Origin of the sequence: Caldicellulosiruptor sp. DIB 104C (assembly GCF_028198085.1) — a bacterium.
Taxonomy (GTDB): Bacteria; Bacillota; Thermoanaerobacteria; order Caldicellulosiruptorales; family Caldicellulosiruptoraceae; genus Caldicellulosiruptor; species Caldicellulosiruptor saccharolyticus.
Window position 1 is genome coordinate 530,084 of record NZ_CP116337.1, and the last position, 24,648, is coordinate 554,731.

A 24,648-nucleotide genomic window follows, 5' to 3' on the forward strand; every position below is an offset into this window, starting at 1 on the left:
AAATATAATGGATGGAGGCAGGGCAGAATAAGGTGACAAAGGAGGACCAGAGCAGAACACCCCTTTTTGATGCTGTAAAAAGACACATTGAGAAAAACATCATCCCATTTCATGTGCCAGGTCACAAGTATGGTAGAGGCTTGAAGGAGTTTACTGATTTTGTCGGGCAGAATGTCATGCTAATGGACCTAAATGGTATGGAAGATTTGGACAATGCAAACAACCCGATTGGAGTTATCTACGAGGCTGAAAAGCTTTTTGCAAGTGCATTTGGTGCTCAATATGCATACTTTTTAGTAAACGGTACAACATCTGGTGTCCAGACAATGATAATGTCAGCATGCGAACCTGGGGATGAGATAATACTGCCTCGAAATGCGCACAAGAGCGCGTTTGGCGGAATAATCTTGAGCGGGGCAATTCCAGTGTATGTACAGCCAGAGGTAAATGAAGAGCTTGGGATTACAATGGGCGTGACAATTGAGAATGTGAAAAAAGCTATATTAAAACATCCTCATGCAAAAGCTGTATTTGTTATTAATCCAACATACTATGGTATAGCGAGTGATTTAAAGTCTATAACTCGAACTGCACACAAATTTGGCATGGCAGTTTTAGTTGATGAGGCACATGGTGCTCATATGGGCTTTCACAACGATTTTCCACTGACTGCCATGGAAGTTGGTGCTGATATGAGTGCTGTGTCAACACACAAGACAGGTGGGTCACTTACTCAAAGTTCTGTACTTCTTTTGCGAGGTCACAGGATTCAACCAGAGACAGTAAAACAGGTTTTGAACCTTACTATGACAACAAGTTCATCCTATATCTTGATGTGTTCAATTGACGTTGCACGAAAACAGCTTGCTATGTATGGTGAAGAGATGTTAGAAGAGACTTTGAGACTTGCCAGAATGGCAAGGGAAGAGATAAACAAGATTGAAGGACTTTATGCATTTGGAAAAGAGCTGATTGGAACACCTGGCGTATATGATTTTGACGAAACAAAACTTGGAATCAACGTTCGAAGGCTTGGTATCACTGGTTATGAAGCAGAGAGAATCCTGAGAGATGAGTACAACATCCAGATAGAGATGTCTGACCTTTACAATATTTTGGCAATAATCTCGTTGGGTGACACACAAGAAAGTGTAGAAAAGCTAATTGAAGCACTTAGAGATATGGCAAAGAAGCTTGGTGTAAAAGATGTAAAGACTCCAACAATAGTGCTTCACTCACCACAGGTTATTGTTTCGCCACGTGATGCTTTTTATAGCTCAAAGAAGGTTGTTGAGCTTGACAATGCAGTCGGTGAGATTTCTGGCGAGATGGTCATGGCGTATCCACCTGGAATACCACTTATTTTGCCTGGTGAGAGAATAACAAAAGACCTTGTTGACTATATTAAACTCCTGAAAGAAGAGGACTGTCAGCTTCAAGGTACTGCTGACCCGTATGTCAATACAATTAGAGTTTTAGGTACCGCTGATTGAGAAAAGTCATGTGAGTAAGTGACTTTTAAAACTCATTCAAGAGAGAGTGTTGATAAATTGCTTAGTCCTTTAGTATATGCTTATATCGGTGATGCAGTGTATGAATTATATGTAAGAAATAAAGTGATATCCGAAAATCCTGATTTGACTCCTTATCATTATTATTTGAAAACTACTAAGTATGTAAGAGCTTCAAGTCAAGCAATAGCCATAAAAAAGTTGTATGAAATGCTTGATGAAAATGAAAAGAGAATTGTGAAAAGAGGTAGAAACGCAAAGAGTAAAACTGTTCCTAAGAATGCAAAGTTAAGTGATTATAAATATGCTACGGCACTTGAAACATTGATTGGTTATTTGTATTTAGAAAACAATACTGAAAGATTAGAGTATATTCTTTCTCAAGTATATGAAATAATAACACAAGAGCAACAAATAGGGGAGAATAACTAATTTTGCTATTAGTCTTGGAGGAGTTGATAAAAAATGATCGGCGGGTTAATAGTTCTTCTTTTGATTATTTTATTTTTGCCTTTTTTTGTTAAGGCAGTAGAACATAATTTAGAGTATTTTTTGTTTATAATGGGTATTATAGGCGTTATTATTTCAAAGCAAATGAGCTTAGATTTATTTGAACATATTCTTAAAAATCATTTGCTTTATTATATAACTTTTGCTGTTTTGATAGCAGGGATGTTGTTTTTCTTCTTTAGAAATAGGATAAACACAATGATAGAATTACTAACTCATAGAATTTCAATTCAATTTTTTGTATTTGTTGTAATTGTTATTTTGGGATTAAGTTCAAGTTTTATTACTGCCATAATTGCGTCACTTTTATTAACCGAAATAATGCATCACATGCCACTTGACAGAAACACCAAGGTAAAGGCTATTGTATTGGCGTGCTTTGCAATTGGATTTGGAGCGGCATTGACACCAGTTGGTGAACCATTAGCAACAATTACTATTTCAAAGCTTAAAGCAGACTTTTTCTATTTAGCAAGAGCAGTTGGGTTAGAAATTTTTATCACAATACTGTTAATGGCTTTTTTAGCAGCTCTTGTTGTTAAAAAGGCAAGTAAAGTAGATAAAGATGAATTTACAGAAAGTGCAGAGAGCATTAAAGATGTTTTTTTAAGAGCTTTTAAGGTTTTTGTATTCGTATTTGCACTTGAACTGTTAGGGACTGCTTTTAAACCCTTGATAGATTTGTACATTATAAAGTTAGATGCCCAAATTCTTTACTGGGTAAACATGATTTCTGCAATAGTGGATAATGCTACCCTGGCAGCTGCAGAGATTTCAAGAGAAATGACAGATGAACAGGTCCGAGCAATTATTCTTGGAATGATTATAAGTGGAGGAATGTTAATTCCCGGAAATATACCAAATATAATCTCTGCAGGAAAGTTCAAGATTAAAAGTAAAGAGTGGGCAAGGATTGGAGTTCCGATAGGTTTGGTTTTGATGGCTGTATATTTTGTTTTGGTGTTTATAATTAAACTGTAAAAAATTTTAAAAACTTATGAAGGGAAGATGTGGCTAATGTACGATGTTACCGGTATATTGCAGATTTTACCACACAGGTACCCATTTTTGCTTGTTGACAGAATAATTGAGGTAGAAGAGGGAAAAAAGGCAAAAGGCATTAAAAATGTGACAATAAATGAGCCATTTTTCCAAGGACACTTTCCGGGAAACCCTGTTATGCCAGGTGTTTTAATTGTTGAGGCAATGGCACAGGTTGGGGCTGTTGCTATACTCTCAAAGGAAGAGTTTAAGGGCAAAACACCATTTTTTGCAGGAGTTGATAAGGTGAGATTTAAAAAAGTTGTAAGACCGGGAGATGTGCTTTTGATTGAAACAGAGCTGATTTCTCTAAAAGGGTATATTGGGAAAGCAAAGGCAACTGCTTATGTTGAAGGTGAAGTTGTTTGCGAAGGAGAGCTACTGTTTGCAATTAAGTAGCTCTCCTTTCTAATTGGCTTTTTGCTTTTAACACTCTTATATCGTCACCAAAAAAGTGCAAAAACATGAAATACTCATGAAGTCTTCCCATTGTTTTGTCTGAATAGAGCTTTAGCAAACCGTCAATATTATAGTTTGTTGTAATAACCGTCTTTTTATTTGTCATGTAGCGTTTATCCAAAAGGCTTTGGAATACACCATGACAAAAGTCTGGGCTTTTTCCCTCATTCCCAAGGTCGTCTATAATCAAAAGGTCTACCTCTTCAAGACTTTTGTACTCTTCATCATCTACCTCATCGTATAACCTTACCATTTTGGAATATTTTTCTTTTAAAATCTCGAAAAATGCAATGCTGTCAAGAAATATTACAGTTTTTTTCTTGTCAATAATCTCTTTGGCAATACAGTGGGCTAAAAAGGTCTTTCCAAGCCCAGTACTACCGTAAAAAAGTAGTCCTTTTTGAGAGGGTTTGTCAAAGTTTTTTACAAATTTTTTTACTTCTTTTATGATGTTTAACATATTTTCATAGGGGGATATACCTTCCTGTGGGTCTATCTCTTTTGAATAATATTCTAAGTTAAAATTTTTAAAGTTATGCTCTTTTAAAATATCTTTTAATTTGCTTTGTTCATACAAAATCTCTATAAAAAGCTGTGTTCTACATCTGCAAACTTCAATCCCGTTTTCACTTACAATAAAACCAGTGTCATGGCATGCTTGGCATGAGTACTCAGGCTCTAAATAATTACTTCCAAGTCCAAGCTCAATCAAAAGTTTTGTCCGCTTCTGAAGTAAGCTATCAAGTATCTTTGAGTACTTTTCTATCTCAGCTTGGTTTTGAGAAAGAGAGGCTTGTGAAAGTTTTAGGCCTGCCTTTGTTATCTTTTCACTTAATATAGCAAAATCTTTTGACTTGGAAGAAAGCTGAGCAATCTTTCTTTCTCTTGCAATTTCTGCATTTTGACGACGTTGCTGATATATCCTGTTTATCATCTCAATTATCTTCTTTTTATTCGTCATCATCGTCATCTCTATTCCCTCTCAATGCTTTTTTATAAAGTTCTTCAAGAGCTGTATATGTAGATGGATCTCTTTCCTCGTATAAAGCTTTCTTAGAACTTGACTGTTTTTTGTTCTTCTCCCTCTTTTGTGCATTTTCAAGCTCAAACTTTTTGATTGACTCTAAACTTCTTAGTCCTGCTTCATACCATCGCTTTATTATACCATTTACATAGTTTACAGTTGGGTTGTTTACATTTTTTGTAAGAGTTAGAGCATACATTATGACCTCTTCAGGCATCTTCCAATCATTTATCCAAACGTTCATAATCTCATCTTCGACCTTAGTTGGAGCTCTGTGATATATTCCAAGGTTTTGAAGTACAAGCCTCTTTATTCTACTTGTGTCCTCTTGTGACCTTATGTACTCCTCAGCTTTTTCGATACTATCTATATTCAGCTCTTTCCACTTAATTGCCATTTGTTCAAGGTATTTAAGATTCTTATTATTCTTATTAATTGTCACATAGTTGATGAGAAGATATATTACCTCAATAGGGAGCTTTAACCAATCATAAATCTCAAGAAGTACGTCTATATCGTTTTTATTGAAAGTCCTGCAGTATTGCTTTTGAGCAAATTCAAGAAGTCCCCTGAATTTTTCGTCTGTTTCGTAAAACCTTGATAAGTCTTCAGTTGTGTACACAGGGGGTGTAGGTGCATTTTCAGGCTTTTCAAACTCAAGCTTTTCGTCCAAAAAATCAATTGTTATATTTCCATCTGCGTCTTTTGTAAGCTTTATCAGTCTTCTTTCTGACCAAAATTCAAGAGCTTTGATTACATCACTCTCAAGAAGGTTTAGGTCATGTGCTATCTTGTTTATCTCAATAGTTTCCACTTTGTTTTGAAGCAAGAACTTTAAGTATATGTATACCTTTACGAACTCCCCGTCAGAAAAAGGCATATGGTTTTTAATAAAGTCATAAGTGATTACAACAAAATTTTGAACCTTTTGTTGAATAAAGACCTTTAGCATATATAAAAATGCCCCCTTTTTGTGATAAAATAATTTTATCACAAAATCATCTTTATTTTTATACCAATAAAAGTCAATAAAAGAAGATGGAGGATAAAAATGAGCTTTAAGGTTGTTCTTTTGTCGCATACACCCGACCCTGAAAAGGTTGTAGCAACAGCTGCAAAGCTTTGTTACTCAAATACATCAGTTGAAAATATTTATGATAAGCTCGATAGCGAAGCAGTTAAAAACTTTTTAAATCTCTTGATTGATGTTGGTCATGAATCTCCGCTTGAGCATGTGAGCTTTACGTTTGGGATTGAGGGTGTTAGCAGGAGCTTTACACACCAGCTTGTCAGGCACAGGATTGCTTCATATTCTCAGCAGTCCCAAAGGTATGTAAGGCTTGATGGGTTTGACTATGTAATCCCGCCAAGTATAGAAGAAGACCAAGAGCTTAAAAATATATTCATAGACACAATGAATGAGATTGCAAAAACCTATAGACTTTTGACAGAAAAGTTGCAGGAAAAACACAAAAAAGTTCTTGTTAGCAAGGGTTTAAGTGAAAAAGAGGCTTTGAAGAAAGCAGAGAAGATGGCAATAGAAGATGCAAGGTATGTTCTTCCCAATGCGTGTGAGACAAAGATAATCATGACAATGAACGCAAGAGAACTTTTACATTTTTTTAATGAGCGATGTTGCAACAGAGCTCAGTGGGAGATAAGAAGTGTTGCTGATAAAATTTTGGAGATAGTAAAAGGTATTGCGCCAAATTTATTCAAATTTGCAGGTCCCAAATGTATAAAGCTCGGCTATTGTCCAGAAGGCAAGTTTTCTTGTGGGGAGTATGATAAGGTCAGACAAAAATACCTTGGAAAGAGGGAAAAAGATGAGGACAATTGAAGGCAAAAATCCAGTAAAAGAGGCACTAAATAGCAGCACTCAAATAACAGAAGTATATATATCAAACACTGCAAAGGACAAGAACATCTCTGAGATTATAAACCTTTGCAAACAAAAAGGCATTGTTGTGAAGTTTGTTGATAAAAGCAAGATTGACAGGATGTCAAAGACGAAAAATCCACAGGGGGTAATTGCTATTGCTCAGGAATATAAGTACTGGGATATAGATGACCTTTTGCTTGAAGCAGCAAATAAAGGCGAAAAGCCTTTTTTAGTGTTATTAGACGAGATTACTGACCCACATAATTTTGGTTCAATTATAAGGTCTGCACATTTATGTGGTGCACATGGTATTATTATTGAGGCAAGGAATTCATGTCCGATCACCCCTACTGTTGAAAAAGCTTCAGCTGGTGCAATTGAACACATTAAAGTAGCAAGAGTTGTTAACTTAAGAAGAACAATAGATGAGCTTAAGCAAAAGGGTATTTGGGTGTACGCAGCAGACAACAATGCCACAAAGCTTTTGTATGATTGTGATTTTAAGATTCCAATGTGTATTGTGATTGGCTCTGAAGGTAAAGGAGTTTCGAGGCTTGTAAAAGAAGGAGCTGATTTTTTAGTTAAAATTCCTCAGAAAGGCAAAGTCAATTCTTACAATGCTTCTGTTGCAGCAGGGATTATATTCTTTGAGGTTTTAAAACAAAGAATCGAAGAAGGAGAAAGAAAAGGTGCACTTGATGGTTGACGGCTACAACTTTATAAACGCTTGGAGCAAGTTAAAAGAGATTGCTAAAGATGATTTAGAAGTAGCACGAAAAAAACTTATAGATATTTTGGCTGACTTTTCGGGGTATAAAGGGTATAGAATAACAGTTGTTTTTGACTCACATTTGGTAAGAGGTGCTCAGCGGAGAAAAGAAGTTATAAATGACATAGAAGTGGTATTTACTAAAGAAGGTGAAACAGCTGATAACTACATAGAAAAGTATGTCTATGAAAATGCAAAGTATGAATCAATAGCAGTTGTGACATCTGATTACTTAGAACAGCTTATGATTTTAGGGAATGGAGCTGTTAGAATGCCTCCAAGAGAGCTTATATATGAGATTGAGAATTACAAAAAGGAGCTTGAGAAGAAGACGAATGAAAAGATAATGAGAAAAGACAGACTTGAAGATACGCTTGATAGTAGCATTCTTGAAAAGTTAGAGAAATTCAAAAAAAGATTAGACCAAGCTTGATACACCTTTAGTGATAATATATAATTATGATGTGGGAAGATATCTTGCGTGTGAACATATGACAAAAAAGGCTTAAAAAATTAAGGAGGCATTTTGCCTTGACATCACAAAAACAACTTTTAAATTTCAAAGAGTGTACAGATGAAGAACTTGTAAAGTATTCGCGCGAGGGTATCAAAGAGGCTACAGAAGAGCTTTTAAATAGGTATCAAAACCTTGTAAAGGCAAAGTGTAGAATGTACTTTTTAATTGGTGCTGAAAAGGATGACATTTATCAAGAAGGCATGATAGGGCTTTTTAAAGCTGTACGTGATTTTGATGAGACCAAGTATCCTGCCTTTAAGTTATTTGCAGAGCTCTGTATAACAAGGCAGGTGATAACTGCAATAAAGACAGCAAGTAGGCAAAAGCATATACCTCTTAACACGTACATATCACTAAACAAACCCGTTTATGAAGAGAATGACGAGAGGACTTTGCTTGACACAATTGCTAACTCTTTTATCTCTGATCCGGAAGAGGTTATGATTACAAAGGAGGAGTTTGAAAACGCCTTAAATGTCATCACAGGGTGTCTAAGTCCATTTGAGTACAAGGTTCTAAACCTATACCTTGAAGGAAGGAGCTATCAAGAAATTGCCGAGATGATTCACAAAGATGTGAAATCAATTGACAATGCTCTTCAACGTGTAAAAAAGAAGATTGAAAAGTATTTAAATACTTCTGAATAAGAGATGTAAACTTTGAAAAGGACAAAAGGAGAGTTTTAGGAAGATGGCTGCAGCAAAGTTGGGAGATAGGCTTGCGCAGGCCATCTTTTTTGTTTGTTGTAAAAATTTTAAACTATATTATAATATAGTTGTCCAATTTTTTTAAAAAGGGGGCCAAAATGAAAATGAAAAAAATAACCTTTGGAACAGATGGTTGGCGTGGGGTTATTGCAGACGACTTTACATTTGACAACGTAAAAATTGTTGCTCAAGCTATTTCAGATTATGTCCTGGAAACTTACGAAAATCCGAAAATAATCATTGGTTATGACTATAGATTCCATTCAGAGAACGTTGCAAAGATTTGTGCTGATATTTTGAGTGCAAATGCTATCCATGTACTTTTTTCAAATAATCCAATTCCAACACCTGCTGTTGCACATGCAGTTGTGAAAAAAGGAGCAAGCGGTGCAATTATGATAACTGCAAGTCACAACCCGTATTATTACAATGGAATAAAGTTCATACCTCATTATGGTGGTCCAGCAAATACACAAATTACTGACAAGATAATAAAAAATGTTGAGAGAATCCAAAAAGAAGGGCTGAAAGATATAAATCCTGACAAAGATCTCATTGAGTATTTTGACTACAAGGAAGAGTATTTGAAAGACATATTAAGTCTGATAGACAAAAAAGCGTTTGAGGACAAAAAACTAAAAGTGCTTGTAAATCCTATGTATGGTTGTGGGATAGGATATATTGACGAGGCGCTAAGAAGGCTTGGATGTGACGTAAAAGTAATAAACAACTGGCGTGACCCACTTTTTGGCGGTCATTTACCTGAACCAAACTTAGAAAACATGAAAGATTTGCTTGAGATTATAAAGACAGAAGAATTTGATTTAGGACTTGCAACAGATGGCGATGCAGATAGATTCGGTGTTGTAAATCCTGATGGCCAGTTTATATCAGCAAATGAAGTGATATTTATGTTAACAGATTATTTAATTAACACAAGAGGCAAGGCTTCGTCTGTTGCCAGAACTGTTGCAACAACATCTATGATTGACAAGATTGCTCAAAAACATGGTATGAGATGTATTGAAACACCAGTTGGGTTTAAGTACATTGCAGAGTGTCTAATGAAAGAGGATGCTTTAATTGGTGGTGAGGAATCAGGTGGACTTTCTATAAAAGGGCATGTACCAGAAAAGGATGGGATTTTAGCTGACCTTTTGGTGGCAGAGGCGGTTGCAAAACTTCAAAAATCTCCAAGAGAGATTTTAGATAGAATTGAATCTGAGTATGGAAAGCTATATAATAAAAGAATTGATGTTAGAACCACACATAGCAAAAAACAAGAAGCATTGGAAAGAGTAAAAAATTTTGGAAAAGACAGTATAGCCGGACTTAAATGTTTAGAGTACAGGACAAGAGATGGACTAAAGGTTATTTTAGAGGACGAGTCATGGTTTCTGGTAAGAGCCTCTGGTACAGAGGATTTGATTAGAATATATGCAGAAAGCAAGGATGCAAAGACTCTTGAAAATATACTTTCTGAGGTAAAAGAATATCTGGGTTTGTAGTTTTTTATACAGGATTGCTTATTGCTTAAGTGTAATAAAATTGAAGAATCTATGAATATGAATATTATAAATTTGCAAAAAGCACATTTGTGGAGGTAATTCGTAGATGACCAAATTAAAGGTTGCAGTTTTGTTCGGTGGAGTTTCCACAGAGCATGAAGTTTCGATAATCTCTGCAAAATCGGTTATGCAAAACCTTGACAAGGAAAAATACGAAATAATACCAATTGGTATTACAAAAGAAGGAAAATGGCTTTTGTACACAGGCAAGATAGAAGATTTAGACAGCAAATGGACAATGTATTCAATTGAATGTTTTATCTCACCAGACAGGACTAAAAAAGCGCTTGTGAAGATAAAAGATAGTGAAGCTACCTTTATTGACATTGACGTTGTATTTCCTGTATTGCATGGATTAAATGGTGAGGATGGTACTGTACAAGGCCTTTTAGAACTCTCTGGTATTCCATATGTTGGATGTGGAGTGTTGTCATCAGCGCTATGCATGGACAAAGCTTTTGCTAAAAAACTTGCTCTTTTAGAGGGGATTCCACAGGGCCATTTTTTAGTGATTTACAAAGATGAGTATCTTTCCAAAAAGGAATATTTCATCAGACGGATTGAAAGCGAGTTTTCGTATCCTGTATTTGTAAAGCCTGCAAATTCGGGCTCCTCAGTTGGAATTTCAAAGGCAAAAGACAAAGACGAGCTGATTTTGGCAATCCACGAGGCATTTTTGTATGATACCAAGATTTTGATCGAACAGGCTATAAATGCACGTGAGATTGAGTGTGCAGTGCTTGGCAATAGCGAAATTCTCGTATCGGCCCTGGGTGAGATAGTACCGTCGCGAGAGTTTTATTCATATGAAGCAAAGTATATAGATGGTTCATCAGAATTGATCATTCCTGCGAAACTTGAAAAGCAGGTAGAGGATGAGATTAAGGAGCTTGCTGTTAAGATTTACAAGCTTTTTGAGTGTAGTGGTATGGCAAGAATAGACTTTTTTGTTGACAAAGAAACTAACAAGGTGTATTTCAATGAAGTAAATACAATTCCTGGCTTTACAAGTATTTCTATGTATCCAAAACTGATGGAGTACAGCGGTATACCATATCCTCAGCTTCTTGACAAACTCATACAACTTGCAATTGAAAAGAACCAACAAAAACAAAGCATAAAATATAGCAAAGAGGGTTAAAGCCTATGGATACAAGACCAATTGGGATATTTGACTCAGGCCTTGGCGGGCTTACAGTATTCAAAGAGATTGTAAATCTCATGCCAAATGAGAGCATTGTATATTTTGGTGATACAGCGAGAATCCCATATGGATCTAAGTCCAAAGAGACAGTGACGAAGTTTGCAATGCAAAATACAAGGTTTTTACTTTCAAAAAATATCAAGATTGTAGTTGTGGCTTGTAATACAGCCTCTGCCTATGCATATGAGTTTTTGAAAGGCCAATTTGATATTCCTATAATTGCTGTTATTGAACCAGGGGCAAGAGCTGCAGCTTTGGCAACGAAGAATAAAAAGGTCGGTGTAATTGGAACAGAGGGGACAATTGCAAGCGGTTCTTTTGAGAAAAAGATTTTAGAGTTCGACCCTGATATAAAGGTGTTTTCAAAGCCCTGTCCTCTGTTTGTGCCGCTTGTTGAGGAAGGATGGATTGATAAAGAGGTAACATACCTTGTTGCAAAAGAATATTTAGAAGAGTTTAAAGAAAAAGGAATAGATACCCTTGTTTTAGGGTGTACACACTATCCATTTTTACAAAATGTCATAAAGAAAATTTTACCAGAAGTGAGTTTGATAAACCCTGCACTTGAGACAGCAAAACAAACATATGAGGTTCTAAAAAAAAATAATATGTTAAATACCTCAGAGGAGGAGCCAACTTATTATTTTTATGCAAGTGACAATTTGAAAAAGTTCGAAGCAGTTGCTTCAATATTCTTAAATGAAAAGATAAAATGTGAAGAAAAGATTGATATAGAAAAATATTAAAACCAATGTTTTTGGGGTGAAAGTATGAAAAAAGACGTTTTGATTTTTGTCAAGGGCACCCAAGAATACCCCATAAATAGCCTTGAGAATAGCATAGAGTTTTTCACAGAAGGCACGTTTTATAAAAAAGGTGAAAGCTTTTATGTGACATATAAAGAAAGCGAGCTTACTGGGCTTGAAGGTACAACTACTACATTTAAGATTCAGCCAAACCATATAACATTAATTCGCTATGGTGATGTTACGTCAACCCTTATTTTTGAGCCGGGTAAAAGGCATATATCAACATATATCACTGAAGACGGTGTGATAATGATAGGTGTGTACACAAAAAAGATGAAAGTTGATTTAACAGAGAATGGTGGAGAAGTTTTTGTTGAGTATGCCATAGATTTAGATTCGCATATGATGTCTGAGAACGACTTTTTACTCAAAATAAAAGAGGCAGGTGTAAAAAATTGAATTTAGTAAAACTTGCAAAAGACCAGATAAAAGACACCATTGAAAAGGCTATAAATACTTGCGTTGAAAAGGGCATATTTCAGCTAAACGATGTTGTTCCTCCAATAATGATCGAAAAACCAAAAGAAAAAGTTCATGGCGATTTTGCAACCAACATTGCAATGGAGCTTACGAGAAAACTCAAAAAAAACCCACGTGAAATAGCTCAGAACATTGTAGATAATATTGACCTGACAAACACTTTGATTGAAAAAGTAGAAATTGCAGGGCCAGGCTTTATCAATTTCTTTTTCAAAAAAGAATGGCTTTACAAAGTTGTAGATGTTATACTTTCTGAAGGTGATGGTTACGGTAGGGTAGATATTGGAAATGGCAAAAAGGTAATGGTCGAGTTTGTTTCGGCAAATCCAACAGGACCTATGCACATGGGAAATGCGCGAGGTGGTGCGCTTGGCGACTGTCTTGCAAACCTTTTAAAATGGGCAGGGTATAAAGTTACAAAAGAGTTTTATGTAAACGATGCGGGCAACCAGATAGAAAAATTTGGACAGAGCCTTGAGATAAGATATAGACAGCTAAAAGGTGAAAATATTGAGCTTCCAGAGGACTGTTATCATGGTGATGATATAATCGAAAGAGTAAAGGAGTATTTAAATGAAAATAGAGATGACTTGGAAGGTTTGCCATCTGAAGAGAGAAGAAGAAAACTTGTGGAGTTTGCGTTAAAAAGAAATATTGCTCTTATGAAGGAACACCTGCAAAAATATGGTATTGAATATGATGTTTGGTTTCATGAAAGCAGTCTTTACGAAAGTGGTGAGGTTTACGAGACAGTTGAGGATTTGAAAAGAAGAGGTTTTACTTATGAAAAAGACGGAGCTGTTTGGTTTGCTGCATCAAAGTTGGATGAAAATTTAAAAGATGAGGTTTTGATAAGAACAAATGGAATACCCACGTATTTTGCAGCTGACATTGCTTACCACAGGAACAAGTTTGAGAAACGAGGGTTTGACATTGTAATTGATATTTGGGGAGCAGACCATCACGGACATGTCCCAAGGATGAAGGCTGCAATGAAAGCGCTTGGAATTGACCCTGAAAGACTTGTTATAATCCTTATGCAGCTTGTACGGCTTGTTCGTGGCAAAGAAGTAGTGAGAATGTCAAAAAGGACAGGTAAAGCTATTACACTTATTGAATTAATAGAAGAAATTGGCAAGGATGCTGCAAGGTTTATGTTCAACACAAAGTCAGCTGACACGCACATTGAAATAGATTTAGACCTTGTAACACAGCAAACCCTTGACAATCCTGTATTCTATGTGCAGTATGCTCATGCGAGAACTTGTGGAATATTAAGGGCTCTTTCTGAAGAGGAGATTGTATTAAATAGAGATAAAATAAAACTTGAGCTCTTGCAGCAAGAGGAAGAGCTTGAGCTTCTCAAAAAACTTTTGGAGCTTCCAGAAGAGATAGAGATTGCAGCACGCAATTTAGATGTTAGCAGGGTTACAAAGTACCTTTTAGATTTGGCCTCAATTTTTCATGCTTTTTACAATGCATGTAGGGTAAAAAATGAAAACGAAGAGCTAATGCATACAAGACTTTCACTTGTCGAATGTGTAAGGATTGTAACTAAAAATGTGCTGACACTTTTGGGTGTTGATGCTCCAGAAAAAATGTAAATAAAGATGGGGCCTCTTAACTATTTTTGACAAATGGTTAAGAGGCTTTTTTGTCTACTTTGAATAAAATTTAGATTAAAAGTTTTTAATCTATTGTTAGTCTTTGAAACAATATGATATAATTTGAATAGTAAAAAACACTCAAGTTGGGAGTTGTACCATGGATATATTTGCAATACTAATTAGAAATGTATTCTTTCCTTTAATGGAATTATTCAAAGGAAATAGAATTAGAAGAAAATTGAATATTTTGAAAAACAATCAATCAAAAAATAAATTGGAGATAAAAAACATCCAGAAGGAAGAGTTAAAAAAACTACTTCTTTTTTGTTTGGAGCATGTTCCAGCGTACAAAAAGTTTGAATATTTGAGAGAAAAGATTATGACCGAACCAGAAAACGCTTTGCTTGAATTTCCTATCTTAGAGAAAAAAGAGTTCAACCAAAATAGAGATTTGTATTTGTCTGACAAAGCAAATTTATCACACTGTATTCTCAACAAAACAGGTGGTTCTACAGGTGAGCCTGTGAAGTTTTACATAGACAGGGAGACAGTTGAGTGGTACGAGGCAGCAAGATATTTGGGACTTTCATGGTGGGGGATTAATATTGGCGACAGGTGTCTTATGCTTTGGGCGTCCTTAAATGATATTGAAAATACAAAGAGTTTGAAAGACAAATTTAAAGAGCTTGTGTTGAAAAATAGACTGATAATCTCATCCTGGGAGATAAATGAAAGAAATATAAAGAATATAGCAAAGAAGATTCAAAAATACAAACCTTCCTTTATATACGCTTATCCTTCGGCTGCTTATAAACTTGCAAGCCTTATTAAGGAGAATAAGATAGAGCTCAAATTAAAACTAAAAGGTGTTGTTACAACAGCCGAGAATTTATATGAATACCAGAAAAATTTGATAGAAGAGGTTTTCAGATGTCCTGTGATAAATGAATATGGTGCAAGAGATGGAGGTATTATTGCCTATCAATGCAGAAAAGGTAAGATGCATTTGATGACTCTAACAGGCTATTATGAGTTTGTCGACATTGAAGGTGTGGAAGATAAAAACAAAAAAGCTATTTTAGTTACAGACCTTCACAATTATGTAATGCCAAGGCTGAGGTATCGGCTTGGAGATGTTGTAACTTTGGATGACGAGATGTGCGACTGTGGGATAGGTTTTCCTACTATCAAGGAAATAGATGGTAGGATAGACGAGATTTTTGTGGCAAAAAGCGGTGAAATTTATGATAGTCATTTCTTTAACATATTAGCAAGAGAGATGGAAGGAGTGCTACAGTATCAGCTCATTCAGCATGATTTAGATAATATGACACTTAAGATTGTAAAAGGAAAAAGATTTGATGAAAGAGAAGTAGAACAATTTGTAAAGAGTATAAAAAATAAGTTTGGCGACATTTCCATAAAGGTTGATTATGTAAATGAGATTCCAACTGGACCCTCAGGCAAAATAAGATATACAATCAGAGAATACAAAATCCCATTATGAGAACACTTTTACCGTTGGTAAAAATTGGCGCAACAATGTTAGCTTTACTTAGTATAGATCTATGATTTAATACAACTACTTATTAATGTTATCTAACTCAACAATGCAGGAAGGGAGGATGGTTAAAGTGAACCTAAGAAGGCCAAATGCGAACGAGGCAACAGGTACGTTTAACCGTTCAAGAGATGTTGTTCCTATGTCGGGACTTTGTACAAGGTGTGTTGATGGCTGCCAAGGAGGCTGTGAAATCTTTTTAGCATCATTTAGAGGAAGAGAGGTTCTATATCCTGGGCCATTTGGTGAAGTGACAGCAGGAGCTAACAAAAATTATCCTGTCGACTATTCACATTTAAACATCCAAGGTTATGCAGTTGGTGCAAAGGGCCTTCCTGAAGGGGTTGAGGCAAATCCTGACACAGCAATCTTCTCAAACGTTGACACAACAACTGAATACGGTTGGGAAAAGAAGGTAAAAATGAAGGTTCCAATATTCACAGGTGCGCTGGGGTCAACAGAGATTGCACGCAAAAACTGGGAACATTTTGCGATTGGTGCCGCTATTTCAGGCATTACTCTTGTCTGTGGTGAAAATGTCTGTGGTGTTGATCCAGAGCTTGAACTTACTTCAGATGGCAAGGTCAAGAAATCTCCTGAAATGGACAGGAGAATTACTACATACAAGAGGTTTTACGAGGGCTGGGGTGAGATACTTGTTCAGATGAATGTTGAAGATACACGTCTTGGTGTTGCAGAGTATGTCATTGAAAAGCATGGGCTTGACACAATCGAGCTCAAATGGGGCCAAGGCGCAAAATGTATTGGTGGTGAGATTAAGGTAAAAAGCCTTGAAAGAGCTCTTGAACTGAAAAAAAGAGGTTATGTAGTTCTTCCTGACCCAACTTTGAAAGAAGTGCAAGAGGCGTTCAAGAAAGGTGTCCTAAGAGAATTTGAAAGACATTCAAGACTTGGTTTTGTTGAGAAAGAAAGCTTTTTGAAAGAGATAGAAAGACTTAGAAGTCTTGGATTTAAAAGAATTACTTTAAAAACTGGGGCATATTCAGCTGTTGAACTTGCAATGGCACTGAGGTTTGGTGCTGAGGCAAAACTTGATTTGATAACAATTGATGGTGCACCAGGTGGCACAGGCATGAGCCCGTGGCCAATGATGAATGAATGGGGAATTCCAACATTTTACTTAGAAGCATTGGCATATCAGTTTGCAGAGAAGCTTACTAAAAGAGGTTTCAGAGTTCCTGACCTTGCAATTGCAGGCGGATTTTCAACCGAAGATGGTGTATTCAAGGCAATTGCAATGGGTGCACCATATGTAAAAGCTGTTTGTATGGGAAGAGCACTAATGATACCAGGAATGGTAGGCAAAAACATTGAAAAGTGGCTCAAAGAAGGTAATTTGCCAAAGACAGTTTCCAAGTATGGTACAACACCAGAAGAGATATTTATCACATATGAAGAGCTTAAAGAAAAGTATGGTGATGAAATAAAGAATATTCCTCTTGGTGCAATTGGTATTTACACATTTGTACAGAAATTCAAAACAGGTTTGCAGCAGCTTATGGCAGGGTCAAGGAACTTCAGAATCTCTACAATCTCAAGAAAGGATTTGATTGCACTCACAGAAGATGCTGCTAAGATATCAGGTATTCCATACGTAATGGATGCGTACAGAGAGGAGGCAGAGAGAATTTTGGAAGAATAAAATTGAGATAGTTCAATTTTTTAAACAAAAACTAAAGGGGCTGTTAACTAATAGACAATAAGTTACAGCCCCTTTTGTATTTTGGTTTTAATAAAATATTTCGTTCCCCGTTCATTTATTTCATGTCCTAATTTCGATATTAACCTTTAATGGCAGGGGCGGAGGGACTCGAACCCCCAGCCAACGGTTTTGGAGACCGCTACTCTACCAATTGAGCTACGCCCCTACACCTCTTTTATTATAAGGCACCAACTATAAGGTTGTCAATATCTTTTTTAGCTTAAGGACATAGAGAAATTTTAAATTTCTAATGATGTTTCAAACATCAATAGAATAAAATAAAAATACAGGATATTAATGGTTTGGTTTTGAGTGAATTTTATGATATAATTTATTTGAAATTTGCAATTATTATAGGAGGGAGTAATGTTGAATACCACATCAGAACAACAGAAACAAATCAATATAGCATACATTGGTGGGGGTTCACGCGGCTGGGCATGGAGGTTGATGACTGATTTAGCTTTAGAGAAGGACTTGAGTGGTACTGTGAGACTTTACGACATTGATTTTGAAGCTGCCAAGACAAATGAAGTAATAGGTAATAAGCTTTCAAGCAAGCCTGAGGTAGTAGGGAAGTGGAAATATGTTGCTGTAAAGAGCTTAGATGAAGCTTTATATGGTGCAGATTTTGTTATCATTTCGATTTTGCCTGGGACATTTGAAGAGATGTATTCGGATGTCCATGCTCCTGAGAAATATGGTATATACCAGTCTGTAGGTGACACAACAGGGCCAGGTGGTCTTATCAGAGGGCTTAGAACTGTTCCTATGTATGTTGAATTTGCAGAAACTATAAAGAGAAATTGTCCAGATGCTTGGGTTATCAATTACACGAATCCAATGGCCATATGTCTGAAAGCACTATATGAGGTATTTCCTAAAATAAAGGCTTTTGGCTGCTGTCATGAAGTTTTTGGTACACAAAAGCTTTTGACGGAGGTTGTAAGAGAATTTTTAGGAGAAGAAAAAGAAATCTCAAGAAGAGAAATCAAGGTAAATGTTCTTGGTATAAATCATTTTACGTGGTTTGACAAAGCATCATACAAAACTTATGATTTATTCCCTCTTTACAAAGAATTTGTGAACAAATATTATGAAGAAGGGTATGAAAAAACAAAAGGATTGTGGGAAAAAGATTATTTTGCTTCTGCAAACAGAGTAAAGTTTGATTTGTTTAAACGCTTTGGACTTATTGCTGCAGCAGGTGATAGACACTTGGCTGAATTTGTCCCCTACATTTATCTTAGAGACAAAGAGACAGTTTATAAATGGAAATTCAACTTAACACCTGTCGAATGGAGAATTAAACATAGAGAAGAGTTGATTAGACTTAGCAAAGAATATGCAACCGGCCAAAAAGATGTCCCATTGAATCCTTCTGGAGAAGAAGGAGTTATGCAGGTGAAAGCTATTTTAGGTTTGGATACGTTGGTGACAAACGTGAATTTGCCAAATATGGGTCAAATACCGAATCTTCCAATAGGAGCTATAGTTGAGACAAATGCAGTGTTTACTCATGATGACGTCAGACCTGTTTATGCAGGAAAGCTGCCTTCAGATTTGGCAAGCATAATGACAAGGCATATCAGCAATCAAGAGCTTATAGTTAAAGCTGCTTTAGAAAAGGATTTGAACCTTGCAAAAAGAGTATTCTTAAATGACCCTGCAGTTGAAAGACTACCACAGAACAAAGCTGAGCAGCTTTTTGATGAGATGATAAATAACACTAAAAAGTATTTGGCATATTTAGGTTTGTAAGGATTACAACAATTTCAAAAATAACCATCAGGGGCTTGTTAGGTGTCTCATAACGAGCCCCTTTATTGTTGTACTATATTTGAATTTGAAATTCTAAATTAATAGCTCTTCAAATCTGAGAAATCAAAAAAGAGTTTTGCTTATACTTATTTAATAAATTTATTTAATGTATAATATGCGAAAAGGAAACATTATTAACATTAACCGGAATTCATTTATGGCTTGTCAAGTTTATTACAGAACCCCACATAATACAACAAAGAAGGTGATTTAGATGGAAGAAAGAATACCTAAGGTTTACACATATGCAGACTATCTTGGGTTTCCAGAAGACGCAAGAGTAGGACTTATTGATGGTGTCATTTATGATATGAACCCTGCACCTTCAAGGGTACACCAGAAGATTATCTTTGGAATTGACTTTTTGATTTTTGGAAGTTATATTAAACAAAATAAAAACCTTGTGAACTTTACGCAGCCTCATTTGATGTTGTTCTTGTAAAGGAAGGACAGGATGAAAGCAAAGCAATAAACGTTGTCCAGCCCGACATATCAGTCATATGCAATAAGAAAAAACTCACTGAAAGAGGCTGCGTTGGAGCTCCTGAGATGATAATTGAGATTGTGTCAGAATATAATCCATCTCACGACTATGTTAGAAAACTAAACCTGTATAATCAGTATAAAGTCAAGGAGTATTGGATTGTCAATCCCAACAACCAAATAATTTTGATATATTGACTCAAGGACAAAGAAGATTACTTGCCGCCAGTAATTTACACATTCAATGATAAAGTCAAAGTTGGTATCTTTGAAGACCTTATAATAGACTTTGCACAAATCAAAGAGGTACTATAAAATGCCTGCCAAGACCAAAAAAGAGAGGAAATAATGAAGGCAGCATATACAGAATAAAAGATGGGCTTTGGTGCGGTCAAACCACCATAGGAAGAGATGAGAGCGGCAAACAAAAACGACAGGGAGACCTGTCAAGAATTTTATGTTTTCAATTTATAACGCAAGTTGTAGAGCTGTATTATATTGCAAAGTAACATTTTTTAATGCCAGGTACTCATTTTTTTCCATTTTGTACGACACAGGTTCTCACATTGTAAGTAAGTATTTTATTTCTAAAACATCTACAGACTGAAAATATCCACTAGAGTTTATTCTGATTTTATCAATCATACTATTGACATTTTCAACTGCATTTGTAGTATAGACATGTTTTCTCAAATCTTTAGGATATTTCATGTGGGCAAGATAAAACTCTGCTTTTTCAAATATTCCTTTTCTGATTTTGTCCAAACTTTTATTAAAAGCTGAAGCATCTTCTTTTGCCGTATGTTTTCTGACATTACGTTGGAGGTGAACAAAGAAAAGCTTATGATCAGCAAGCAGGTAAGCAAGTTTTATAGCTTCTGTAATACCAGGAAAGTCATCGCTTTCAACAATTAAAACTTCTTTAAGACCTGTTGTAAATTAAGTCTTCAAATACTTTTATACAATCGGTTTTATTTTCTTTACTGAAAATGGTGTAAACTCCAAAGATGTCTTTTTTAGCTCCAAATCGATACCAAGCACGGCATAGCAAGTAGTTTGTTTAACTTTAGAATTGTCTTTTAACTTCGCAATGATAGCCATCGATGATAAGTGCAAAAGTGCTTGTAGGTAGTTTTCTTTGTTTAAATAACTGAAGTTCGTTTTTAAGGTCCTCTTTGATTTTTAAGATTTCATTTTCAGAACAAAGTAGATTCATGGTTTTCAAAGTTTGAAGAAGTAGGATTTCCGAGTAACCATTTGGGGCTAAAGACTATCATAAAATTCATTACCTTTGTCATTTTAGTTTTTAGCAAGGTAAATATTTCTTTCTGACAACATTAAGGATTCGAGCAAATTTTCTAAGAGCTGTTTTAAGGCTGGACGAGTAGGATTGTCTTTTGAACAATACATGTTTAACACTTGTCCAATAGCCATATTTTTAGCGGTTTCAAAAATTTCATTTTTCTCCATTATTGTGAGCTCCCTTTGGTGATTATTTCAACACTAATTATACAGTGGACACAATTTTATTTTAACTTCCTATATAGCCAATCACTAGGATAATATAGTATTAGAGTTAGATAATAGAATTACAAAAGGATGTAGTACTGAAGGGCATGTAACCCATGTATTAACTGATAGGATGGGTTCAAGGCAAGGAGGATGGAGCAAAGAAGGAGCAGAGGTAATGGTAAAGTTATTGAGCTTGAAGTATAATGGTATAAACTTAAGAGAGGCATATTTAAATGAGATTTGTCGGAAAGCAGAAAAGAGAAACGAAAGTGTGAAAGAGATTATGAAAAAAAGTATTTAGAGGGTAAAGAAACAGGTTGAGGAGACAAGGAGTAATATACCAATTCTGGAGAGAGGAAAAGTTGATTTGTTGTTTAGAGTATTGAGAAGCACAAGTTCTGGAGATTTCCTAAATGCAGTGGTATTTTAATAAAAAAATTTCCCTAAAAACTCTTAACACTATCCCTTTTCTTAGCTTACTTGACTTTTTGCTTTGTTTTGCTTAATATTAATCATACAGTGTTAAACTCTGATAATCTTTGGCGGACAAGAAAGAGTTAAACTACTTATGAGGAAAAGTTTTTTTTAAAATAACAATCCTTGAAGTTACTTCAATTTGTGTAATTAGAGAGGGAGGTTACTATGAAGTGGATTAACTCTACAGATTTAAAAAACTGGGCCTCAAGGCGAGATTCTGAAGAGTATCTACCGTTGGTTATTCGACGGCTAATCCGGGCTACAGTAAACCAAATTAAATCTATCTCTTTTCCTGCAGGAGACAGCATCGTCTATCCAGGGTGGGATGGCATATTAGAATCCAAGGAGGAGACAGAATACATACCAAGGGGTTTATCTTTATGGGAGCTCAGCACAGAAAAGAGTATTGGGGAAAAAGCAAAGAGAGTTTATCAGACTCGAAAAGAAAACCCTTTAATACCAAATCCGTCTGAGGCAACATTTATTTTTGTTACTCCAAGGATATGGACAAAAAAGGATGAATAGGTAGAAGAAAGGAAGAAAGAAAAGTTCTGGAATGATGTAAGGGTTTATGATGCAAGAGATTTAGAAGAATGGCTTGAACAAGCCCCTGCAGTTGGAATTTGGCTATCCAAGCATATAGGTAAATATCCCCAACAAAATGTTCAATCACTCGAGGGCTGGTGGAATGAATGGAGTCAAGTAACACGCCCACCTCTTACCCCAGAATTAGTGCTTGCAGGTAGGAAAGAACAGATAGAGAGAGTCAAGAATTGGCTAAATTCTGAATCTTCACTTTTAAAAGTACAGGCCTCTACAAAAGATGAGGCTTTAGCATTCTTATCAGCAGTTATTTTAACATTACCAGAAGAGGAAAGAGAGTACTTTTTATCTAAAGCCATTGTTGTTTCCGATATAGAAGCCTTTAGACATATAACGACTACTTGCAAAAACGGATTATTATTAGTACCTAAATTTGAAGAAGGAATAGAAAATGTAACTTCCCAACCCAATCATTATATTTTTGTTCCATTAAATCCTGATAATACTGTCACAAGAGATAAAATTGTACTTCCAAGGCTTGAAAGAGATGAATTTGTTTCTGCCTTAAAAAAAATGGGAATAGGTGAAGAAGACGCTGAAAAGCTTTCAAGAGATACAGCAAGAAGCTTAACAGTTCTCAGAAGACGCTTAGGTTCCGTCATTAGCCAACCTGAATGGGCACAACGAGAGAAAGCCAGAGAAATTCTTCCAGCTCTATTAGTTGGAAAATGGGATGAAAGCAAACCAGGAGATAAAGAGATAATAAATGAGATTGCAGGGCTTCCATACAATGAGTTTATTGGTAATCTCAAAAAGTGGCTTTATCAACCAGACCCTCCTATATTAAAAATCGGTAAAATATGGCGTCTTACTTCTCCGTTAGATGCGTTTTTTGCCTTGTCTCCTTTTCTGATAAGCGGTGATTTTGAGAAGTTGAAGGAAGTTTCTCTTAAAGTTCTGCGAGAAATAGATCCCTCACTTGACCTTGATCCTGAAAAAAGATGGATGGCTCCGGTGTATGGAAAAGAAGCCAAGTATTCAAAAACATTAAGAGAAGGAATTGCTCAAACACTTGTCTTAATTGCTGTTTTTGGTGATTATGTAAAAGAATTAGACCTTCCTTATTCTTACCCTCCACAAACTTGGGTGGATTGTGTAATTCGTGAACTATTAGATAATGCTGATTGGAAACTCTGGCACTCTTTATCTGATGTATTGCCTCTTATTGCCGAGGCTTCTCCTTCATCATTTCTCGATGCTGTTGAAGATTCACTTTCACAGGAATTGTCTCCAATCATGGGTATATTTTCCGAAACTGGCGATACTTTAATTTCACATAGTGCTCATCCAAGTTTACTTTGGGCGTTAGAAGGTTTAGCATGGGACCCTAAATTACTTGGAAGAGTAACTATTATACTAGGAAAACTCGCAATGTTGGACCCAGGAGGGAAGCTAGCCAATAGACCCATTGATAGTTTGCGCACTATTTTTCTTCTGTGGCTCCCTCACACTTTTGCAACTTTAGAGCAGAGATTAAAAGCTTTAGATGTGCTGATTGAACGAGAACCAGAAATTGGCTGGAAATTATTAATTAGCTTAATGCCACGAAATCATGATTTTTGTATTCCTACAAATAAGCCTCGATGGCGTCAGTTCTCAGAAAAAACAGATAACAAAATTACAATTAAGGAGTATGCAGAAAGTATTAGTGGGATAGTAGATAGAATACTTTCAAATGTTGATAAAAGTAGTAAAAAATGGATAGAAATTATGGAACACTACTCCTCTTTGCCACCTCAGGAAAGAGAAAAGGTTCTCAAGAAATTATCCAATTGTATTGATCCAATTGAAGATGGTCAGATTGATCTCTGGAATAAGCTTAGAGAAATACTATCTCATCATCGATCATTTCCTGAAGCTGAATGGGCACTGCCCGAAGAAGAATTAAAGAAAATTGAAAAGATTTATAATAAACTTGAGCCTTATGACATAATACAGCGCTATGTTTGGCTTTTTGACGATTACTGGCCTAATCTTCCAGAAGGAGAAAAAATGAGTGACTATGAACAATTTAAAAAAATTGTCACTCAGAAGAGAATCAAAGCAATTCAAGATATTAAAGCTAAGTTAGGTCTTGAAGGCTTAATTAGACTTGCTGAACAGAGCAAAAATCCGCAAATTGTAGGCACTATAGCTGCAGAATTGCCTTTGACAGACAATGAGGAAGAATTCTTACTTTCATTGCTCGATGCTGAGGATAAACAAGTTACATTTGTCCAAGGTTACGTACGGCAAAAATCGCTTAAATATGGAAATATATGGGTTAAAAAAAGTTATAAATACAGTATTGTCAAGGCAAAAGTCTTCTGAGAAGATAATCAAATTTTTTCTATCATTACCACAAAATAGAAGTATCTGGAATTTATTGGAAAAATTTAAT

General features: G+C 35.8%; 20 protein-coding genes, 1 tRNA gene and 3 pseudogenes. 20 read left to right on the forward strand and 4 right to left on the reverse strand.

Going from position 1 to position 24,648, the window contains the following annotated elements:
• Positions 1-11 precede the first annotated feature (11 nt).
• The 4 genes from PGC14_RS02445 to fabZ are packed head-to-tail and all read left to right on the forward strand — an operon-like array spanning position 12 to position 3,461.
• A complete protein-coding gene (locus PGC14_RS02445) occupies positions 12-1,493 on the forward strand; it encodes an aminotransferase class I/II-fold pyridoxal phosphate-dependent enzyme (RefSeq protein WP_039765107.1) in 1,482 nt (493 codons plus the stop codon).
• Between the two features lie 57 nt (positions 1,494-1,550).
• On the forward strand, positions 1,551-1,943 hold the full coding sequence (locus PGC14_RS02450; protein WP_193353813.1) for a Mini-ribonuclease 3: 393 nt from the start codon (positions 1,551-1,553) through the stop codon (positions 1,941-1,943).
• 33 nt (positions 1,944-1,976) lie between these two features.
• Positions 1,977-3,002 (forward strand): DUF1646 family protein, encoded by a 1,026-nt coding sequence (locus PGC14_RS02455; protein WP_271629431.1) that lies wholly within the window; start codon positions 1,977-1,979, stop codon positions 3,000-3,002.
• Between the two features lie 36 nt (positions 3,003-3,038).
• Positions 3,039-3,461: a 3-hydroxyacyl-ACP dehydratase FabZ gene (gene fabZ / locus PGC14_RS02460; protein ID WP_271629432.1), complete on the forward strand. Its 423-nt coding sequence runs from the start codon at positions 3,039-3,041 to the stop codon at positions 3,459-3,461.
• Here the strand turns inward: fabZ and PGC14_RS02465 are convergent.
• Together PGC14_RS02465 and PGC14_RS02470 are read right to left on the reverse strand one after the other, a co-directional pair.
• Positions 3,454-4,485 carry an ATP-binding protein gene (locus tag PGC14_RS02465; RefSeq protein ID WP_307742504.1) on the reverse strand — a complete coding sequence of 344 codons (1,032 nt, stop codon included), beginning with the start codon at positions 4,483-4,485 and terminating at the stop codon, positions 3,454-3,456. The genes fabZ and PGC14_RS02465 overlap by 8 nt on opposite strands.
• Positions 4,472-5,497: a DnaD domain protein gene (locus PGC14_RS02470; protein WP_039765147.1), complete on the reverse strand. Its 1,026-nt coding sequence runs from the start codon at positions 5,495-5,497 to the stop codon at positions 4,472-4,474. Before PGC14_RS02470 ends, PGC14_RS02465 begins: the two co-directional genes overlap by 14 nt.
• Positions 5,498-5,596: 99 nt before the next feature.
• Between PGC14_RS02470 and thyX the strand changes: the two genes are divergently transcribed.
• The 11 genes from thyX (at position 5,597) to PGC14_RS02525 (ending at position 17,312) form a co-directional block, all read left to right on the forward strand.
• On the forward strand, positions 5,597-6,385 hold the full coding sequence (thyX, locus tag PGC14_RS02475; RefSeq protein ID WP_039765120.1) for an FAD-dependent thymidylate synthase: 789 nt from the start codon (positions 5,597-5,599) through the stop codon (positions 6,383-6,385).
• Positions 6,372-7,133 carry a 23S rRNA (guanosine(2251)-2'-O)-methyltransferase RlmB gene (gene rlmB, locus PGC14_RS02480; RefSeq protein WP_271629434.1) on the forward strand — a complete coding sequence of 254 codons (762 nt, stop codon included), beginning with the start codon at positions 6,372-6,374 and terminating at the stop codon, positions 7,131-7,133. Before thyX ends, rlmB begins: the two co-directional genes overlap by 14 nt.
• Positions 7,126-7,629 carry an NYN domain-containing protein gene (locus PGC14_RS02485; protein WP_307189055.1) on the forward strand — a complete coding sequence of 168 codons (504 nt, stop codon included), beginning with the start codon at positions 7,126-7,128 and terminating at the stop codon, positions 7,627-7,629. Before rlmB ends, PGC14_RS02485 begins: the two co-directional genes overlap by 8 nt.
• Positions 7,630-7,727: 98 nt before the next feature.
• Complete coding sequence (locus tag PGC14_RS02490) at positions 7,728-8,360, forward strand: RNA polymerase sporulation sigma factor SigH (protein ID WP_011916908.1); 633 nt, start codon at positions 7,728-7,730, stop codon at positions 8,358-8,360.
• Between the two features lie 164 nt (positions 8,361-8,524).
• Entirely contained in the window at positions 8,525-9,928 is a 1,404-nt protein-coding gene (locus PGC14_RS02495; protein WP_271629435.1) for a phosphoglucomutase/phosphomannomutase family protein, read from the forward strand.
• A gap of 106 nt (positions 9,929-10,034) precedes the next feature.
• A complete protein-coding gene (locus tag PGC14_RS02500) occupies positions 10,035-11,129 on the forward strand; it encodes a D-alanine--D-alanine ligase family protein (protein ID WP_039765127.1) in 1,095 nt (364 codons plus the stop codon).
• Positions 11,130-11,134: 5 nt separating this feature from the next.
• A complete protein-coding gene (murI, locus tag PGC14_RS02505) occupies positions 11,135-11,938 on the forward strand; it encodes a glutamate racemase (RefSeq protein ID WP_271629436.1) in 804 nt (267 codons plus the stop codon).
• A gap of 24 nt (positions 11,939-11,962) precedes the next feature.
• Positions 11,963-12,400 carry a DUF1934 domain-containing protein gene (locus PGC14_RS02510; RefSeq protein WP_039765133.1) on the forward strand — a complete coding sequence of 146 codons (438 nt, stop codon included), beginning with the start codon at positions 11,963-11,965 and terminating at the stop codon, positions 12,398-12,400.
• On the forward strand, positions 12,397-14,085 hold the full coding sequence (gene argS, locus PGC14_RS02515) for an arginine--tRNA ligase (RefSeq protein ID WP_039765134.1): 1,689 nt from the start codon (positions 12,397-12,399) through the stop codon (positions 14,083-14,085). The genes PGC14_RS02510 and argS overlap by 4 nt, the downstream gene beginning before the upstream one ends.
• Positions 14,086-14,245: 160 nt before the next feature.
• Positions 14,246-15,595, forward strand: a complete 1,350-nt coding sequence (locus PGC14_RS02520; RefSeq protein ID WP_039765136.1) for a phenylacetate--CoA ligase family protein — start codon at positions 14,246-14,248, stop codon at positions 15,593-15,595.
• Positions 15,596-15,722: 127 nt separating this feature from the next.
• On the forward strand, positions 15,723-17,312 hold the full coding sequence (locus tag PGC14_RS02525) for a glutamate synthase-related protein (protein WP_039765138.1): 1,590 nt from the start codon (positions 15,723-15,725) through the stop codon (positions 17,310-17,312).
• A gap of 150 nt (positions 17,313-17,462) precedes the next feature.
• Here the strand turns inward: PGC14_RS02525 and PGC14_RS02530 are convergent.
• Positions 17,463-17,538: transfer RNA gene (locus tag PGC14_RS02530), tRNA-Trp, on the reverse strand.
• A gap of 200 nt (positions 17,539-17,738) precedes the next feature.
• Here PGC14_RS02530 and PGC14_RS02535 point away from each other — a divergent pair.
• Together PGC14_RS02535 and PGC14_RS02540 are read left to right on the forward strand one after the other, a co-directional pair.
• On the forward strand, positions 17,739-19,133 hold the full coding sequence (locus PGC14_RS02535; RefSeq protein ID WP_039765141.1) for an alpha-glucosidase/alpha-galactosidase: 1,395 nt from the start codon (positions 17,739-17,741) through the stop codon (positions 19,131-19,133).
• A gap of 274 nt (positions 19,134-19,407) precedes the next feature.
• Positions 19,408-19,991: pseudogene (locus PGC14_RS02540) on the forward strand (Uma2 family endonuclease).
• 140 nt (positions 19,992-20,131) lie between these two features.
• On the opposite strand, the pseudogene PGC14_RS02545 reads toward PGC14_RS02540, so the two are convergent.
• Positions 20,132-21,146: pseudogene (locus PGC14_RS02545) on the reverse strand (transposase).
• Positions 21,147-21,216: 70 nt separating this feature from the next.
• Between PGC14_RS02545 and PGC14_RS02550 the strand changes: the two are divergent.
• The 3 genes and pseudogenes from PGC14_RS02550 to PGC14_RS02560 form a co-directional block, all read left to right on the forward strand.
• Positions 21,217-21,618: pseudogene (locus PGC14_RS02550) on the forward strand (UPF0236 family transposase-like protein); the annotation flags it as partial.
• A gap of 212 nt (positions 21,619-21,830) precedes the next feature.
• The gene (locus PGC14_RS02555; protein WP_271629437.1) at positions 21,831-22,190 is read left to right on the forward strand and encodes a hypothetical protein; all 360 of its coding nucleotides are present in this window, start codon (positions 21,831-21,833) and stop codon (positions 22,188-22,190) included.
• 207 nt (positions 22,191-22,397) lie between these two features.
• The gene (locus tag PGC14_RS02560) at positions 22,398-24,578 is read left to right on the forward strand and encodes a hypothetical protein (RefSeq protein ID WP_271629438.1); all 2,181 of its coding nucleotides are present in this window, start codon (positions 22,398-22,400) and stop codon (positions 24,576-24,578) included.
• Positions 24,579-24,648: the final 70 nt, after the last annotated feature.

What these genes read in the sequence shown, in the direction of transcription:
- PGC14_RS02445 (WP_039765107.1), top strand. Translation starts at nt 12, where the DNA reads ATGGAGGCAGGGCAGAATAAGGTGACAAAGGAGGACCAGAGCAGAACA.
- PGC14_RS02455 (WP_271629431.1), top strand. Translation starts at nt 1,977, where the DNA reads ATGATCGGCGGGTTAATAGTTCTTCTTTTGATTATTTTATTTTTGCCT.
- fabZ (WP_271629432.1), top strand. Translation starts at nt 3,039, where the DNA reads ATGTACGATGTTACCGGTATATTGCAGATTTTACCACACAGGTACCCA.
- PGC14_RS02465 (WP_307742504.1), bottom strand. Translation starts at nt 4,485, where the DNA reads ATGATGACGAATAAAAAGAAGATAATTGAGATGATAAACAGGATATAT.
- PGC14_RS02470 (WP_039765147.1), bottom strand. Translation starts at nt 5,497, where the DNA reads ATGCTAAAGGTCTTTATTCAACAAAAGGTTCAAAATTTTGTTGTAATC.
- thyX (WP_039765120.1), top strand. Translation starts at nt 5,597, where the DNA reads ATGAGCTTTAAGGTTGTTCTTTTGTCGCATACACCCGACCCTGAAAAG.
- rlmB (WP_271629434.1), top strand. Translation starts at nt 6,372, where the DNA reads ATGAGGACAATTGAAGGCAAAAATCCAGTAAAAGAGGCACTAAATAGC.
- PGC14_RS02485 (WP_307189055.1), top strand. Translation starts at nt 7,126, where the DNA reads ATGGTTGACGGCTACAACTTTATAAACGCTTGGAGCAAGTTAAAAGAG.
- PGC14_RS02495 (WP_271629435.1), top strand. Translation starts at nt 8,525, where the DNA reads ATGAAAAAAATAACCTTTGGAACAGATGGTTGGCGTGGGGTTATTGCA.
- PGC14_RS02500 (WP_039765127.1), top strand. Translation starts at nt 10,035, where the DNA reads ATGACCAAATTAAAGGTTGCAGTTTTGTTCGGTGGAGTTTCCACAGAG.
- murI (WP_271629436.1), top strand. Translation starts at nt 11,135, where the DNA reads ATGGATACAAGACCAATTGGGATATTTGACTCAGGCCTTGGCGGGCTT.
- PGC14_RS02510 (WP_039765133.1), top strand. Translation starts at nt 11,963, where the DNA reads ATGAAAAAAGACGTTTTGATTTTTGTCAAGGGCACCCAAGAATACCCC.
- PGC14_RS02520 (WP_039765136.1), top strand. Translation starts at nt 14,246, where the DNA reads ATGGATATATTTGCAATACTAATTAGAAATGTATTCTTTCCTTTAATG.
- PGC14_RS02535 (WP_039765141.1), top strand. Translation starts at nt 17,739, where the DNA reads ATGTTGAATACCACATCAGAACAACAGAAACAAATCAATATAGCATAC.
- PGC14_RS02555 (WP_271629437.1), top strand. Translation starts at nt 21,831, where the DNA reads ATGAAGTGGATTAACTCTACAGATTTAAAAAACTGGGCCTCAAGGCGA.